Source organism: Paenibacillus sp. J22R160 (assembly GCF_059692135.1).
The window spans coordinates 221790-236787 of record NZ_JCAUAU010000002.1 but is presented as its reverse complement, the minus strand read 5'-3'; the positions used below and the strand labels follow the sequence as shown (position 1 = coordinate 236787).

The 14998-nt window shown below is 47.1% G+C and carries 18 protein-coding genes; all 18 read right to left on the bottom strand.

The genetic code is table 11. The annotated features are described in order from the left end of the window. Position 1: 1 nt before the first annotated feature. A complete protein-coding gene (locus AC58UW_RS04485) occupies positions 2 to 1045 on the bottom strand; it encodes a phage late control D family protein (protein WP_497419514.1) in 1044 nt (347 codons plus the stop codon). After that, positions 1024 to 1233 (bottom strand): tail protein X, encoded by a 210-nt coding sequence (locus AC58UW_RS04480; RefSeq protein WP_497419513.1) that lies wholly within the window; start codon positions 1231 to 1233, stop codon positions 1024 to 1026. The genes AC58UW_RS04485 and AC58UW_RS04480 overlap by 22 nt, the downstream gene beginning before the upstream one ends. Next, positions 1230 to 3644 (bottom strand): phage tail tape measure protein, encoded by a 2415-nt coding sequence (locus tag AC58UW_RS04475; RefSeq protein WP_497419512.1) that lies wholly within the window; start codon positions 3642 to 3644, stop codon positions 1230 to 1232. Before AC58UW_RS04475 ends, AC58UW_RS04480 begins: the two co-directional genes overlap by 4 nt. A gap of 164 nt (positions 3645 to 3808) precedes the next feature. Next, complete coding sequence (locus AC58UW_RS04470) at positions 3809 to 4150, bottom strand: phage tail assembly protein (RefSeq protein WP_497419511.1); 342 nt, start codon at positions 4148 to 4150, stop codon at positions 3809 to 3811. Between the two features lie 18 nt (positions 4151 to 4168). Beyond that, positions 4169 to 4687 carry a phage major tail tube protein gene (locus AC58UW_RS04465; protein ID WP_497419510.1) on the bottom strand — a complete coding sequence of 173 codons (519 nt, stop codon included), beginning with the start codon at positions 4685 to 4687 and terminating at the stop codon, positions 4169 to 4171. A 21-nt stretch (positions 4688 to 4708) separates the two neighbouring features. Beyond that, a complete protein-coding gene (locus AC58UW_RS04460; protein ID WP_497419509.1) occupies positions 4709 to 6157 on the bottom strand; it encodes a phage tail sheath family protein in 1449 nt (482 codons plus the stop codon). A 5-nt stretch (positions 6158 to 6162) separates the two neighbouring features. Beyond that, positions 6163 to 6429: a hypothetical protein gene (locus tag AC58UW_RS04455; protein WP_497419508.1), complete on the bottom strand. Its 267-nt coding sequence runs from the start codon at positions 6427 to 6429 to the stop codon at positions 6163 to 6165. Beyond that, the gene (locus tag AC58UW_RS04450; protein ID WP_497419507.1) at positions 6426 to 6824 is read right to left on the bottom strand and encodes a hypothetical protein; all 399 of its coding nucleotides are present in this window, start codon (positions 6822 to 6824) and stop codon (positions 6426 to 6428) included. The genes AC58UW_RS04455 and AC58UW_RS04450 overlap by 4 nt, the downstream gene beginning before the upstream one ends. 35 nt (positions 6825 to 6859) lie before the next feature. Next, positions 6860 to 7435, bottom strand: a complete 576-nt coding sequence (locus AC58UW_RS04445; protein WP_497419506.1) for a phage tail protein — start codon at positions 7433 to 7435, stop codon at positions 6860 to 6862. Beyond that, entirely contained in the window at positions 7432 to 7749 is a 318-nt protein-coding gene (locus AC58UW_RS04440; protein ID WP_497419505.1) for a hypothetical protein, read from the bottom strand. Before AC58UW_RS04440 ends, AC58UW_RS04445 begins: the two co-directional genes overlap by 4 nt. 2 nt (positions 7750 to 7751) lie before the next feature. After that, positions 7752 to 8048 (bottom strand): hypothetical protein, encoded by a 297-nt coding sequence (locus tag AC58UW_RS04435; protein WP_497419504.1) that lies wholly within the window; start codon positions 8046 to 8048, stop codon positions 7752 to 7754. Positions 8049 to 8063: 15 nt separating this feature from the next. Then, complete coding sequence (locus AC58UW_RS04430) at positions 8064 to 9110, bottom strand: major capsid protein (RefSeq protein ID WP_497419503.1); 1047 nt, start codon at positions 9108 to 9110, stop codon at positions 8064 to 8066. Positions 9111 to 9133: 23 nt separating this feature from the next. Next, positions 9134 to 9505, bottom strand: coding sequence for a head decoration protein (locus AC58UW_RS04425; protein ID WP_497419502.1), 372 nt, complete (start codon positions 9503 to 9505; stop codon positions 9134 to 9136). Then, a complete protein-coding gene (locus AC58UW_RS04420; protein ID WP_497419501.1) occupies positions 9505 to 10611 on the bottom strand; it encodes a head maturation protease, ClpP-related in 1107 nt (368 codons plus the stop codon). Before AC58UW_RS04420 ends, AC58UW_RS04425 begins: the two co-directional genes overlap by 1 nt. Then, positions 10571 to 12130 carry a phage portal protein gene (locus AC58UW_RS04415; RefSeq protein ID WP_497419500.1) on the bottom strand — a complete coding sequence of 520 codons (1560 nt, stop codon included), beginning with the start codon at positions 12128 to 12130 and terminating at the stop codon, positions 10571 to 10573. Before AC58UW_RS04415 ends, AC58UW_RS04420 begins: the two co-directional genes overlap by 41 nt. After that, positions 12127 to 12351, bottom strand: a complete 225-nt coding sequence (locus tag AC58UW_RS04410) for a DUF6148 family protein (protein ID WP_497419499.1) — start codon at positions 12349 to 12351, stop codon at positions 12127 to 12129. The genes AC58UW_RS04415 and AC58UW_RS04410 overlap by 4 nt, the downstream gene beginning before the upstream one ends. A 21-nt stretch (positions 12352 to 12372) precedes the next feature. Next, positions 12373 to 14229, bottom strand: coding sequence for a phage terminase large subunit family protein (locus tag AC58UW_RS04405; RefSeq protein ID WP_497419498.1), 1857 nt, complete (start codon positions 14227 to 14229; stop codon positions 12373 to 12375). Beyond that, positions 14177 to 14848: a type IV toxin-antitoxin system AbiEi family antitoxin domain-containing protein gene (locus tag AC58UW_RS04400; RefSeq protein ID WP_497419497.1), complete on the bottom strand. Its 672-nt coding sequence runs from the start codon at positions 14846 to 14848 to the stop codon at positions 14177 to 14179. Before AC58UW_RS04400 ends, AC58UW_RS04405 begins: the two co-directional genes overlap by 53 nt. Positions 14849 to 14998 lie beyond the last annotated feature (150 nt).

Genomic DNA, 14998 nt, shown 5'->3' with positions numbered 1-14998 from the left:
ATCACCATCCTAATACTCTTCGAACATCAATATTCGTTTGATAACCACTACTGCCTAAGGAATGTTTGGCATTTTCGACAATGTACTTCCCATCAAAACGACCCCAACCCACCACGTTTAAGGTGATCCCTGTTGCGATGTTTGTATTACCAGGCATCGAGAAACTGCCTTTACCAAAGTTTTTATTTTCTTCTCTTAATTTTTTCTCGGCTAATCGAAGGGCATCGGCTTGTGATTCCACGCTTTCATTCACGATTAACACAGGGCCTTTTTCTGGCGCGTTTGGCGGTTTAAACGCAGCCTTGATATCAATGCCTTTTTTAGCGTCGTGGTAAATGACTTCGCAAGACGTGTAAGCTGCATCGGATGTGCTCCATGTCAGCGTATATGAGGAGACATTTTTACCACGAGCAATATCTAAAACGGTTGGAGCTGCTTCGTATTGGGCTTCATCAAATAAAATGAGGTTGCCACCCGCTATTTTAAGAGCAAGACCTTCTTTTACTGCGATATCCTGAAGAAAAGTAAGGTCAGTTTGCTCAGTTTGCTCCATACGATCATACGTTGGATTATTCGTTGCCTCGTATAACAGGGAAAGATCGGCATTGGCTGCAATATCAGCAGCAATCGTAGTTAATTTCACTTTCTCCCATGCCCTAGAACGCTTTTCTCGTCTTACGCTTGTCCCAATTGGCAGCGATATGGCCTTAATTCGAATAACATCTGGAGGACCCGAAAAGTCAATTCCATCCACCTCAAACGTGCCTAAATCTAAGGAAGCCGACTCATTTGAAGAGTTCCAATTCGTCGTTTTAATCGTTGCTTGAATGGTATCCCCTTCAGATGGCATCCAGTCGTTTTGCCATAAAGCCTTGGAGTCTTCCAACGTAATTTGTAGGTCATCCAATTGACCGGACGCATCTGTATAGCTTGCATCAAGCAAATAATCCTTAAGGGAAGCTGATATGTCGGCTCCGTTATAGGTGATAATGAACTCCGCACGTCTTGCTTCTTGTGTACTGATTAGGAACGCCCCCTTTTCCACGGTGGCAAAGAAGACGCGCTGCTGATTGTAATTTTCGGCACGTCAATCGCTATGTTCGATGAAAATACCACCGTGTTGGCATGTTCAGGGTTGGCAGCAAGGAGAATGGTCATGAGTGATTCCTTTTTGTACACTTTATAGGCTATGATATCCCACGTATCGCCAGCTTGTGTCAGGTAAGTACTCATCCAAAAGACACCCTCCTTTGTTGCCTCTGCAGTGCCTGCAGACGTTTTTCTAAATCATCGTTGTTGCTTGCTTGTGCGGCTTCAACTTGGGCGCGATCAACATTCCCATAGAAGTTATTCTGCGGTGCGTAGGTTACGGAAATGTTAGCGCCATTGCCTCCACCGCCTTGTGCGGCAGGTGTCATTCCAAGCATGGAGCCTGCAGTTTGCCAAAGGCTACGTGAACGCTCTGAATTGTTAATAGGCACAATAACTTCCGAGTCGCCACCCTCGCCAACCCAAGCGAGTTCAGGACTATTGACCACCCCGCCATCCGCATATCCGCCGATCTTAGAAAGTTCGGGTATATTGAGGTCAAATGAGCCGCCACCTAGCCAGTCTGGTATATCAAACTTAATCTTATTTATGCCTTGGATGACGCGGTTTATGGCATCAATGCTGTTGTTGATTGGAAAGGCTAACAGAGAACCTAGCGTGCTGAAAATTCCTCCGAAAATTTCCTTAACCCCAAGCCATGCTTTCCCCCAGTCCCCCGTAAAAACGCCAGTAACAAAGTCAATAACCCCGCCTAATATATCAAAAATGCCGCCAATAGCGCCTGAAATGGCCTGTATGGCATTCACTACGGTGCTCTTTATCGTCGGAAATGCGTAATTGAACGCAAGAACCAGCGCGTCAATAATTGGGCGAATGATGTTCCAGACAGAAGTAAAGGCAGATGCTAATTTATCCGTAACAGAAAGAATATGCGGCATGATGGCATTTATCGCCAATGCAATGCTTGGAACGACCATGGTCGAGATAAAAGAAGCGATGTTTGCAAATATGGGCATAAACTTTCCGAGCAAATAGGCTGCGACAGGTGCTAAAGCTCCGTAGATTTTATTTGCCATGGTGAACATTGTCGTAGATATTTTCATCATGATTGGAACAAGCTGGACAATGATGCTACCGACAAAACTGAAGATGGGTTGAATGAATGGAACAATCTCACTCCATAGTGTGAGAAACTTGTCACGGAGATCGCCTAACCTATGGAAGACATTCGCGATACTTGAAGCAATATCTTCAGCCTGGCTATCACTAAGACCAAGGGCTTTCGCGTAATTGATCGTGACACCCTCCATCTCTTTGTCAAACCCGTTTTCCCAAATCCAAGCCGCATTAGCTGCAATTTCACCAGAGGCGGAACTGATAAAGGAACCAACTTGACCGAGAGAGTTTTTGATGGCAGGCATTACATCAAACAGGTCGCTAATGTTCTGCATGACGGGTAACAATTTATTGGATAAAGGAATGAAGAGAGAGGTTTCGAACTGTCTGCCAATCCCTCTGATCGATCCTCCAAGGGATGTATATTTGACCTTGGCAATCTCGCCCATGGTATCTTTGGTGCTATCAAACTGCTTTTGTGTATTCCCCATCGCTGAAATAACCTTAACTTCCAGATCTTCAAATTGGGTGCCAAGCAGCGACACGCCGATGGCATTTCGTTTTACGGGATCTTCGACGTTCGAGATTAAATTTAGCACCTCGGTAAATGATTTCTTGGCTTCGGGTCCGCCTTTAGCAAATGTTTGCGTCATTTTTTCGGCATTTAGACCGAGCGCCTGGAAAGCTTGAGCAGAAGTTTTGGAGCCATCTTTGGCGCGAATGTTAAATTCTTTAACGGCATCGCCAACTTTATCGAGATTAAAGGCACCGGATTCAAGCCCGGCACTAAACGTATCGAACATTTCATCTGCAGAGAAACCCAGCGCTTTAAACTGAGGTGCGTACTCGTTGGCAGAGTCCAGTAGTTCGCCCGATTTGTCTAATCCCTTTTGAGCACCTGAAGCAAGGAGATTAAAAGCTTGGTCGCTGCTAATCCCAAAATTTCGCATCATCGTATCACTGGCCTTTAAGGTTTCAGGAATCTCTTGTCCAAACACATCACGCATGAGAAGCGCCTTTTGGGTTGTTTCCTGAAGTTCTTGCCCGTGCAGCTTGGTGATTGAACTTGTTTTGCTGATCGCGTCGGATAGATCACTCCATGACTCCCCTAGATTCATGTTATACATGGAGGTTGCAATGTCTTTGAATTCCCCCATTTGCTCTGTGGAAGCGCCGGTGGTTTGCTGTAAATGCGACATAGCAATCTGATAATCTTCAGCCATAGAAAAAGCGGCACCTCCTGCCACAATGGCAGCTGTTCCTATGGCTGCTGTTGCGCCTGCAGCAGCAAGTCCAATCCCCCCGAAAGCGCCGCCTAAACCACCTTTTTTTGAGGAAGTATGACTGCTCGTTTGCTCAAGCTTCTGCATACGCTTTTCAAGTTCAGCGATGGAATTGTTTGCTTGCGTAAAGGATTGGGAAAAGGTCGATTGAAGCTGTGCGCCAAGCCGAAATGCAATCTCATACTCTTTTGGCAACTATTTTTCACCTCGCTTTGCTAAGAGCTCGTTCGTAGCCCGAATCCAGTCCATGACTTCAAGAAGAGGTACAGCCAACCAATGAACAGTGGGTGTGTGGGTAGACATAGAAAGAGAGACAACCGCGCCCATGAGCAGTTGCCTCCATTCCCGATCCTTGAAGCCTATCCGAGCAAAAAATTTTGAGCTCTTAATGTTAACTTTGCGAAGTCTTTCGCGGAAAACCGTTGAAGGTCTTCGACTTGCAACCCTGCAGCTTTAGCCACAACAAAGGAAAGGAATTGCTTTGAGGTTTCTTTGACTGGCGCAACATCCCTTGTTCTCGCGGATAGCGCATTGTATTGCCTTTCTATGGCAAGAAGATCATCACCTGTTAAGGATTCGAAATCTAGCACAATGGTGGTAATGGTTTGATCTCCACTGACAACGGGTTTGCTCAAGTTAAATACTGTCTGGATTTCTTCTGTTACAGCTTCGTTCTGACCTTCTATTTGATTTTCTTTCACGAGTGCTCATCTCCTTATTTATAGGGCTAGTTGTGCGCGAACAGCAGCAAGATAGTCAACACCATCAATCACGCAAATATAGTTATATTTGTCGATTTCCACTAACGTTTTGCCATCGACAGTTGCTTTCAAATAAATGACCTCAAATTCACTTGAACTATCTGTCGTCGCGCCAGACTCGAGCTTACCAAAATCGAACTTTTTTGGAATGGCTCGGACAGATACTTTCGCACCAACAGGGAGGTAAGACCCCGTCTGGGTATCATACGTTTGTTGCGAAGCACGAAAATCCAGTGCATGTGCCTTAGGTGCTGCCAATCTAATAGCTGTAGGGTCAATCGTCCGCCAGTTGAGTGTGCATGTCATACTGCTGAAGTGTCCGATTGTTGGGGAATCTACTTCACCAGCGATGCCTGCGCCTTTAATGGTTTCGGATAGAGACTCCAGGCTAGGCAGGGTCACATCTGCCACACCAAGAAATGTACTTCCTTCGTGATATACAGAATATCCGGTTACTTTTTCAGGAATTTGTTTCATGTCGATTCCTCGCTTTCATAATTACGAAATGGTACCTAAGTACTGCGGATCATATTCAATTTTGAATTCAATTTCTTGGGCTGGTGACGGCGGTGTTACAAATAGATGAAAAGTGAGTTTCCCATTCATGAGGTCATTTGAGGAGTTTTCCGATTTCAGAAACTCAACACGACCTCCCAAGATTGCACCCGATGACTGCAGCCCATTGAACCACACATTGATGCTGTCCGTTACCGTCTGAACCAGTCGCTGATCCAGTGGATTATCCACTTTCGTCCAGTACGTGAGGATGACGGTATTAGAAATCCAATCGAATATGCGCCGAATGGGGATGAAGGTATTAATCGGGTCCGCGTCACTTGGATACATGCCAGTGCGATTTCCCCAAACCTTCCACCCGCCAATAAAGTTAAGTGCTGTCGTGATGCCTTTCGCATTGAGGAATGCCGCTTGATCGGGTCCGAGGAATAAATCCGCGCCTCCTTTTTGCACAGCACCATCTGCTTTTAACAGCTGATTGGACGGAGATAAGAACGGCACGCTGCCATTTTTGGCATCCGTTGCACAAAGCACAGCGGCAAGATGCGTAGAAAAGTGATACGTCTTCTTGCTGTATGTGATTTTGGGGTAAACAGGGAATTGCCGCTTGGATGTAAAGTGATTCTCTTCTTTCCACTCAGGTGCATCGGAGTAAAGGTCAATTTCTTCCGTTGGCAAATCCACGATCGCTTGTGCTTTAAAATGGCCATTAATGAGGGATGCCTTGCTCTCCATGACTGCTGCGACGGTTGGTTCGTGCGAGAAGCCTGGTGCAATGATTAGGCTTGGAACCATGCTAAAACGTGGGAAGACTTGCTGAATTAACTCAAGTCCCTCTGCTTTTCCTGTCACTCCGTCCAAGCCGCCAATAATATCGGTCTCTTCTACACCGCTTGCATTCAGTTTGGTGTAACCAATTTTCAAGGTCGCCACGTTGGTGGCAATGGCTCCGCCTGCTTTTGCAGTTACAACCAGATGTCCTGAAGCGTCATAGCCCACCGTAAAGTCAGTGTCCAGAATGTAGGTCGTTGCACCGTCCCCAGATTTAACACTTAAACCGCTTTTCATCACGCCTTCGACATTAATCACGGCGACACCCGATGAAACAGTCGTGTCGGCAGGTGAAACCACCGTTTTGTGGACAGCAGGATCAAGCACGTTAATTAGCACAGCCGGTGATTGACCGTAGAGCCTAAAAAAAGCGTCCATGAACTCGCAAAGCGTATAGGACTCAAAATCGTCGCTGTAACCAAAAGCATCTTTGGCCTCTTGGAAGGAGGAGCAAAGAATAGGTTCATTGATTGGTGGTGTGGCACGCGTGCTTAAATGAATGGGAGCTGTGCCGACAATGACAACGAGTGTTGGATTCGTTACTGCATTTGATAGGATTGTGGTAGGAATTTCAGTTGTGTAGATGCCATGTCTTTCCACTGTCATCAGACTCCTTTGATTAACCGCGCATAAGCGGCGTGTTCAGGCGTGCCTTGCTTTTGCACAGCCTGTTTGGTGATCGTTAAATGTTGTACGGGCACAATGAGTTGCCCGATGTCAGCATTCTCGCTAACTAATTCTTGTAGATGTGCAGGGATTCCATTTTTAAGAACGGTATATTGGGATAGTCGCCCGTGCTCGACGGTGGGGCCAACATAAATGAGTTGATCGCCGGTTGCTTGTACGGTTTTCTTTTTTGGTTTTATGCTCATACCGTCATCTCCTCTCGTAAAATGGTGGGCAGCGCCCACGTTGTGATGGCTTCACCAATCCATTCAGGTGATGGCTGTTCTTCAAAGAGTTGCCATTCATAGGGAAGTTGCAGTTCAAAACGATGGTCGAGGAGTCTTTGCCTCAGAAGCGAGATGCGAACATCTTCCATGACATTTAACACGTCCATAAATCCATCATCATCTGGCGACTGGGTCCCAAAGAGTAGTCTCACTGTTGTGCTGCAACCTTTATTCTCATCGTCGTTTCCTTTTAAAGCTCTAACAATGATATAGGGGAAATCTGAGTTTTGAGCAGAAGCCGCTGTTTTTTGAGGAAGGTAGCCGATATGCACCTGCGGCGTTCCCCCTACGCGATCCGCTAAAACAAGTTCCAAGAAAGCTTTAATCGCTTTTAGAAGTAAAATCGTCGTTATCGTCGTTCACCTGCCTTTTCGAGTGCGCGTAAGATTTCATGATTGAGCCGGTCTTCCATCGTATCGTGCGCGATCTGTTTTAAATGTTCGACAATGCTGTGTTCATTCAGAAGAACGGGAACAGCAGGCCCAAATATCTCTTGAATGGGGAATCGCTTCTTTCCAACCCGTTTAAATACACCAACGTGCCCTCCACGACCAACTTTGGTAACAAAAGCCCCCCGAATTGGCTTGAGACCGCTTTTTTTGATGGCAGCCTTTAGCACTCTTGGACGTTTATCGGGCACTTTGCTTGGAGTCGTTCGAAATTTAATGATTGGTGTATTTCCGCCTGACCAACGCAGTTCAACGCTAGCGTTTGCGCCTGTCTGGCGCGTGACACGCACCTTGTTGTTAACATCTTTGGTTTTGATATGGTACTTCTCGCGTACTTGCCGACTGCCTTCTGTTCGTACACGCTGAGAAACCCGACCTAAAGCAGCTGAGTACGCTTTTGGAATAAGCCGCTGAATCGATTGTAAGTTGCGACCTGCCATCTGCAGCTCCGCTGTACTCCCGTTAAACTCAATCATCGGTTCGCCTCTAACTTGATCACGTACATGCCAGCCTCTTCTATGACGTTTTCGACCATGTAGCGCTCACCGTTGATGACCATGACCTGCCCTTCAGCAGGTTTATATCCAATTTCAATGCAATCGACATAGAGCGTCATCTTATATAAGGAAACCCCTTCAGCATAGCCAAAGGGGTGTTTTGTGGTAGAATCTGCATCCTGAACAGCCCAAATATCAACGCCATCGACATTGAACACTTGAGCGAATTCATCGGGATTTAAGAAAGTGCTCACGTCAATGGAAAAGGTATCTTTCAATTTGGGCACTGTCATCATTAAACGTCCTGTTCCTGAAGCCAAGCCGCGTATTGATCAATACGATCTTGCTCATTTGTGCCTGGCGTTAGTCCGATCAGAACTAACTGTTCCTTTTGCGCAGGCGCTTTGAGTTCTGTAAAAGCATCGAGGGTCAATAACGTGATATTGGAGTCGATTTCTTCATGGTCTGTGTATTGGGCGAGACCTTCATCCACTAACCGATCTTGCTCTTCTTGTGGAAGATCCGTAATGGGATAACCTGCTTCATACCGAATGCCATTATGCGAAACGTGCCAAGAACTTATAATTCCCATATGTTGACCCCTCCCTTAAAATACTTTGGCAATATACCAAGAATTTACTTCATGCGGCACGGGCAGTGGGCGGCTATGCAATTGGGCGAATCGAGCTGCAGGGTCTTTCTGCATCCAGGAGTCAGGAATGCGAGGACCCTCATACGTTACAAACTGATTATCAACGGCAAGCGTGATCGCCCCATAAAGCATGGAAGAGCGGCTTCGCGTTGAGCCAATCAATACTGTCCCCGATGGCACCATTGGTTTCTCGACAGGGTTTTGCGGATCGGTCTCATCATCTAAATACCACTCATCGTACGAATAGAGATCCAAGCCGAGAGATACGATTGTGCCAATGTACGTTGCACCATTTGGCAATGTTTTTGGATCAATGCGACCAATATTAAACCCTCTATTGTCATACAGCTTTTGGACAATGGGGTTATTACGGAAGAAAGGGACAACATCGGAAGCTAGAACGGAAATATCAGGCGTAACACCAGATGTCTTAATGACTTCTAGTCGAAGTGCTTCAAGTTTTGCAATCGGATCACTTGATGGGTCATTCCATTTATCCGTTCCCGCAAGGATAACTTTATTTGTAAAGCTAAAGTCAATCGTCTGATTGACACCCTCCCCGATCATGTCTGCCTTTCCTGTGAAAAGGACTTGAGCAGCAAGCCACTCTTCCCTTCGTGTGATGGAAGAATCCAGTTTTTCAAGGTCGTTTGCCAGAAGTTCAATCGCGCGGTCATCTGGAGATTTTCCAGAATAAATGTTTTCGCCCATGGAACGTGTCTGCAAATCCCCAACTGTTAGAACCGTTTTGGGTTTAATCAGAGCAGGTTTGTAAGATTGCGTTGTGAATCCTTCGCGCTCCATCACTTGTCCTGGTAGTCGTGGGGAAACAAAAGGGGCCATTTTTCTTTTCCCTTTGTAGTAATCCACGTCAACAGCCTCGGTGACGAACGTTTCTGGTTTTGAGAAAAACATATCCTTCAAGAATGTGCGCGTGGGCATCATCGCCTCGATTGCAGCTAGCATTGTGCGTGGATCATAAATCGAAATATTTTTTGCCATGAATGCTGTTCCTCCTTAGTTAGTTACGCTTTTTTTGTTTTACGAGTGATAATACCGGCGTTACGGAGAGATTTTTTATGTGTAGCGACGGTGTCTGTGCCACCAAAGATCAGCTTTGATTCATTGAACTCACCGCGTACGTATACAACGCCTGGAGCATCGGCAGTTGTTGCGTCTACATCATCGGTTAGAATGCCATAAGGGGTCTGCGTACCATCGGATTTGGTGGAATCCACCAGTGAGCCTTTCGGCGTGGCTGTTGTTAAACCGATTACACTCCCTTTTAAGTAGGCTTGTCCTGCTTTCAAGGTGATGCTATCGGTCACGATCTCCGAATGACCGGCAACCAGATTGTCAAAGGTAACAGAATTCGTTTGAATGAGACTTTCAGGCATTACTTAACACCTCCACGCATTTTATTGATTACATCAGCAATTTTGCTACCCTTTGCCTCGATTTGTTTCTTGGATTCGTCTTTCCCACTGCTTACATCTTCCGCATCTTCTTGTGCGGACTCCACGTTATTGACACCAGAGCTGTCAGCGTCCTCGTTGCGTTCTTGACCCGCTCTTTGGCGGCGTTGGTTTTGCAGTTCAATAATGGCTAGCGCTGTATTCGCTGCCGATTCGAAGGTTTCATACTTCGCTTTTGCAACAAGATCGGCCGTTCCTGGAGCGGCTAATTTATCAAGGGCTTGAATACGCAGGCGTTCTTCTGCTGCGCTTGCTTTTACAATCTCAGCATATAATGTGGGGTGTTGGGCTTTTAGTTCTTCCAAATTCAAGGGTCTTGCACCTCCTATAGAATGGTTATTTAATACCGGCCATGAGCGAGGTTCGCTTTTGGCTTGCGGTAATTGGGGCGGATTGATGAAGCGCTCAAAGTTCATGCTCACTCCGTTGACCATAGCCACCGTTCCTTGCATCATGGCGGTTACGGTGCTGCCTACTTCAATTTCATCAATAAAGCCTTGATCGAGTGCTTCTTCTGCAGACATCCACGTTTCAGCATCCATCATAGCGATGAGGTCTTTCTCTGAAATGTTCGTTCGTGATGCATAGACAGACACAAGTGAATCTCTCACTTTGTCTAGGAAATCAGCAGCTTCACGAAAATCGGATGCGTCCCCCATTTGTATGGAGCTCATGGGATTATGAATCATCATCATCGAACCGGATGCCATCGTGATTTTGTCGCCTGCCATTGCGATAATGGAAGCAATGGATGCAGCCAAACCATCAACGATAACATGCACACTCGCGGCATGGCTCTTTAGGGTTGAGCGGATCGCCAGTCCATCGAATACACTGCCGCCAGCCGAGTTAATGCGTACGGTAATGTCTTTGACATCGGAACCTAGCGCCCGAAGATCTCGTGCGAACTGTGCAGCGGATACCGATTCCTCCCACCAGCTTGATCCGATGGTTCCGTAAATGGAAATTTCGGCGCTATCTTTCGCTTTATTTGTCGTCATCGTCCAAAAGTTGTTGTTGATTGTCATTTGTCTTTTCACCTCCTTCAATGAGTAAGCCGCCTTCGCGACGCATGGTTTCCTCGCGTACACGCTGACGATGATTCATTTCGAAATCGCCGCCAGTAAGTTCAGCCGTCTCGCGCTCACGGGTGGAGAAGCCTTCATCCACACGCATTTTTGCGGCGGTTGCCTCTTTCAATGGATCAAGCTGCCCGGCAGATGGTCCGTGCCATTCCGCTTTGAGATACGCTTTGCGAAAAAGTGGATCGTCAAAAAAGCCAGGCGCAGGGATACGTCCCTTCGCGACAGCTTCAGTAAACCACTCTTCATAAATCGGCTGACAAAAATCGGAGGCCATCCAAGATCTACGCATCCGAAACATTTTCCACGCTTCTAACAATGCGGCACGGCTCGCAGAATACGAGGAAGTAAAGTTTTTCACGAGCAACTCATAGGGAATTTCGAGAGCGGCACCCACTTGCCGCAGAATCGATGTGACAAAACCATCAAATGCGGTGTTTGGTCGTCCTGGATTCGCCATGGATATCTTTTCACCAGGCGAAAGCCCAACGATCGCTCCGTTACCGAGTTCATACGAATTGGGGTCGCCTTGATCAATCTCTTGGTCCATCATGACACCAAGCGGCTGATCGGATGTTTCCGATTCAATAAATACCGTGAACATGCCTGATACAACCGCTGCCATGAGTTCGGCTTCGGTATATCGACCTAGTTGTTTAAGTGATTCAATAACAGGCGCTAGAATGGGAACGCCTCGTCGCTGTTCAGGTCGCTCGGACTCCATCAAATGGAGAACATTGCGTCGGCCTGTCTGCTTGCCAAAGGCTTCGACCCTCACCCATTCCTTCTTTTTCTCCTGTTTGCCTAGCGGATGCTGATTCACAAACCAATAAGCGGAAACTCCGTTATAGTCATCGACCTCAACCCCGCCGAGAATATCTCTCCCCTCTTTATTCTGGGGATCACAGCAACGATCTGCTTCAATCACTCGGATACGGGTATCATAGGTGCTCCCAATTCGCTTCACCATGGGGAGAAGTACCAAGCAGTCGCCGCTCATCAACTGTGACAAACAAGAGAGTTGTTGAAGTTCGTAAAAATTATCCCGCCTGCTAGCATCGCATTCCACCGACTCCGCCCACAATAAGAACTCGCGCTCCACGATACGTTTGAGATCAGCCGCCTCATCTGGCGAAAGCCCCAAGAAATCAGCATCAATGGCAGGTTTTAACTTGAGTCCCGTACCAATGATGTTCGTACGCGCCGTTTTAATGGCTCCTGTAGCAAGTGCCGCGCCTCCCATATAGAGATCACGGGAACGCTGCCGCAGTGTGGACAGATTTAAAACGATGTCTTCATCGGGGCCGCCGCCGCCAAAGTTCCAACCAATCATAGATTTTTTGGATGTCGATGCGCCGTGATGGGAGTATCCTGAGTTAAGAACCTCCAGTTTTTGACGGGCAACAGCGCGGGAAAGTGCCACCTTTGGCGCGACAGATGCAATCATGCGCTCAAGCAGTTTCATAGGTCACGCGGAACGGCTGACATCATCCGAGCGCCAGTTCGTCCGCTTGCCGCCTTACTCACTTGATTCTGCCAAAAGATAATTTGCTTCTGAATCTCAGAAAGATTGGCTCTAACCAGTTCCCTTGTGCCGATCTTATAAGATTGACCTGTTGAAACCGCGAGTGACGCAGCCAACCAGGCATCAAGATGTTGCTGTGCTTGTTCTTGTGTAATTGTCATAGTCCTTTTCACCTCCTTTCCTTATCCGCCGACACCTTTTGAAATGGTGCCGCGTTTTCGGGGCGCTGCGACTTGAGTGTTTGGTTTATTTGGTGCGGTGGCAGTTGGAATTTCCTTATCCAAATTGGGGTTCAAGATCTCCAAAGCAGCTGTCGCATAGTTCCGAACATCCAACGGTTCATTCCGAGCGCCACTCTTTTTAATCCATTCAATGCGTGGCCTTCCTTTGTGGAAGCGAATAACCTTTTTTTCACTTGTGAGACCATGAAAATATTCCTCGCCGTAACCGCGTATGGCTTCGGTAGGAAAGTGACAGTACCCATCTGTGCCCTCAAATTTGTTTTTAAGGCGCGTCATAATGGTTTCTTTCCCTGCATCGACACCGATAATAAAAAGAGCGCATTTCTCGCGTGGTGTTCGCGACATGCGCCCTACAAAGGATATACCTAGTCCGCCTTGACCCTTAATGGCAAAGATGCGCCGGTGTTCACGTTTTACGCAGTACCGATAAATCTCTGTCGAGTGGTTCCCATTCCCTGAATCGATACAAGTGCAGGCAACCATCAATCCGCTGCCATCACTCTTATGAAAAGATCTGGCAATATAATCATCAAGATCGGTCCATACTTGCGGCTTCGTGGGGTCGCCATAGATGATTCGGTATTCAATCCCCCAACTCTCTTTGCCTCTCCCCCAGCCAACAACTTCAATTTCTAGCCGGTCATTCTGAACGTCAACGCCTGCCGTTAGCAGTTTAACATTGGCAGGAACAGGTGCTTCGCCATAGGCTTCTCGCCGATTTAACAAGTCATCTTCTTCAAGCTGCTCGCCTTTTTCTTCCCATGTTTCGCCTAGTGATGTATTAACCCACACCTTTAATGTCTCTGGATCTTTCTTTGCGTCAAGAAATTCAGCGATGATTGTACTCCATCGTTTCCATGGGGAAGCAAGCTCATTGAGATGAAAGCCTCGGACCTTAGATTCTGGTTTTCTCGCAACCCATTTCCCTGCCCCTTCTTTCCAATCAAACTCACCATGAATGGCTCCACAGTACTTGCAGGCCATACTCGCGTCATCAAAGCGCACTTGCTCCCAAGTGAGCGGTTGAAGATCGCCGCAACTAGGGCACGGCAGGCACCATTGTTCCATGGTGCTGATCATATACGCAGCTTCAATCCGCGATACTCCTTTAATGGTTGGAGTCGAGACAAGGGCAACTTTACGGTTCCAAAAGGTTGTCGTCCGCTTAACGGCTAATGATACAGGGTCGCCCTCTGTGCCGGCAGATGCTGGATACCGATCAACCTCATCACAAAGCACGATGCGGATTGGACGGGAAGCAAGAGAAGCAGGCGCGTTCGCACCCCCAAGCGTAATTTGTCCGCCTGGATATTTCTTGTGCAAGATGGTGTTTTCACCATCACGGCTTTTGACATCGGATATCTTGGCTGCCAGTGTTTCCGTGTCTCGAATCATTGGAGCAAGCCGATCTTTTGAAAAGGCTTCAGCAAGCCCCTCGGTTGGCTGAATCAGCATCATCGGCGCAGGATCGTAATCCACATAATAACCAACAATGTTGAGCAGCAGTTCCGTTTTCCCGACTTGTGCCGAGGACTGGACGACCACTTGTTCCAAATTTGGATCAATAAAGGCATCCATGATCTCCCGCATATACGGCGTGCGGTCTGTCCGCCACTGACCTGGCTCCGATGACGCTTCTGCAGACAGCTTGCGATAGGAATCTGCCCACGATGAAATGGTGTGCGGCGGTGGCGGCGCGACACGTTTGGCTAATTTCTTGAAAAAAGCAAACGTTTTTGAAAAATCACTGGTTGTCGTGTCCGTCATCGGCATCCACCTCACCAATGAAATTCTCATTCTTGTTATTAAATAAGAATCCGTCATAATCGGAAAGCTCCGTTAGAGCTTCACTGACTTCACGCGTTAACAGGCCAAGCACTTCACCTTGATTGGTTCTGCCAAGCAGTTGAGGAGCCAGTTTGGAAGGCAGCGAGAGCACTTTCGTCCGAAATGCGGCAATCATGTCATCCATCACCCATTCCACATCTTCAGCGCGGTGCAGGGTTCCTTTCATGACAGCCAAGTGCAGCTCCGCTTTTTCTCGTTTTGCCTTCTCGTGCTTGGCTCGTTCTTCAAAAAAATCAACTTCCGCTTTGCCCTCTTTGGTTTGAAGGGAACGAATGAAGTTCTGGACGGACTCTGCAGCTAAATATTTGCCTTTGGATGCTCGAATCAGAACGCCTTCTTCGGCAAGTTGCTGCACACGGCGAGGACTCAGACCGAGAATATTCGCGATTTGATGCGTGGTAAATGTAGTTTCTTTCGCTTCAATCCCCAGATGAGTAACCTCCTTCGTGATCGCACCTTGTTTGAGGGGCAAAATGGCTGATTTAAGACGTTTTTGCCATTTCGCATGTTTCGTTTTGAATTGCTCAATTTCTTTCGTTAAAGCGTTCCTGAAGCGTTCTTGGAACATCGAAAAACCCAAGCACCGCATGGGTTTTAGGCATTTGTATCTTTATGCATGGGTATGTATATCGAAACGAAGAAAACGAAATTTTTTTGTAGCTAGGTAGATTTCGGGCTCACGCGCACCCTCACCCTTATAAAGCTCCAGGAGTACCTT

Excerpts from the sequence above, each read along its gene's own strand:
- AC58UW_RS04480 (WP_497419513.1), bottom strand. The coding sequence starts at position 1,233 with ATGAGTACTTACCTGACACAAGCTGGCGATACGTGGGATATCATAGCC.
- AC58UW_RS04465 (WP_497419510.1), bottom strand. The coding sequence starts at position 4,687 with ATGAAACAAATTCCTGAAAAAGTAACCGGATATTCTGTATATCACGAA.
- AC58UW_RS04455 (WP_497419508.1), bottom strand. The coding sequence starts at position 6,429 with ATGAGCATAAAACCAAAAAAGAAAACCGTACAAGCAACCGGCGATCAA.
- AC58UW_RS04445 (WP_497419506.1), bottom strand. The coding sequence starts at position 7,435 with ATGATTGAGTTTAACGGGAGTACAGCGGAGCTGCAGATGGCAGGTCGC.
- AC58UW_RS04440 (WP_497419505.1), bottom strand. The coding sequence starts at position 7,749 with ATGACAGTGCCCAAATTGAAAGATACCTTTTCCATTGACGTGAGCACT.
- AC58UW_RS04435 (WP_497419504.1), bottom strand. The coding sequence starts at position 8,048 with ATGGGAATTATAAGTTCTTGGCACGTTTCGCATAATGGCATTCGGTAT.
- AC58UW_RS04430 (WP_497419503.1), bottom strand. The coding sequence starts at position 9,110 with ATGGCAAAAAATATTTCGATTTATGATCCACGCACAATGCTAGCTGCA.
- AC58UW_RS04425 (WP_497419502.1), bottom strand. The coding sequence starts at position 9,505 with ATGCCTGAAAGTCTCATTCAAACGAATTCTGTTACCTTTGACAATCTG.
- AC58UW_RS04420 (WP_497419501.1), bottom strand. The coding sequence starts at position 10,611 with ATGACAATCAACAACAACTTTTGGACGATGACGACAAATAAAGCGAAA.
- AC58UW_RS04415 (WP_497419500.1), bottom strand. The coding sequence starts at position 12,130 with ATGAAACTGCTTGAGCGCATGATTGCATCTGTCGCGCCAAAGGTGGCA.
- AC58UW_RS04410 (WP_497419499.1), bottom strand. The coding sequence starts at position 12,351 with ATGACAATTACACAAGAACAAGCACAGCAACATCTTGATGCCTGGTTG.
- AC58UW_RS04405 (WP_497419498.1), bottom strand. The coding sequence starts at position 14,229 with ATGAGAATTTCATTGGTGAGGTGGATGCCGATGACGGACACGACAACC.
- AC58UW_RS04400 (WP_497419497.1), bottom strand. The coding sequence starts at position 14,848 with ATGTTCCAAGAACGCTTCAGGAACGCTTTAACGAAAGAAATTGAGCAA.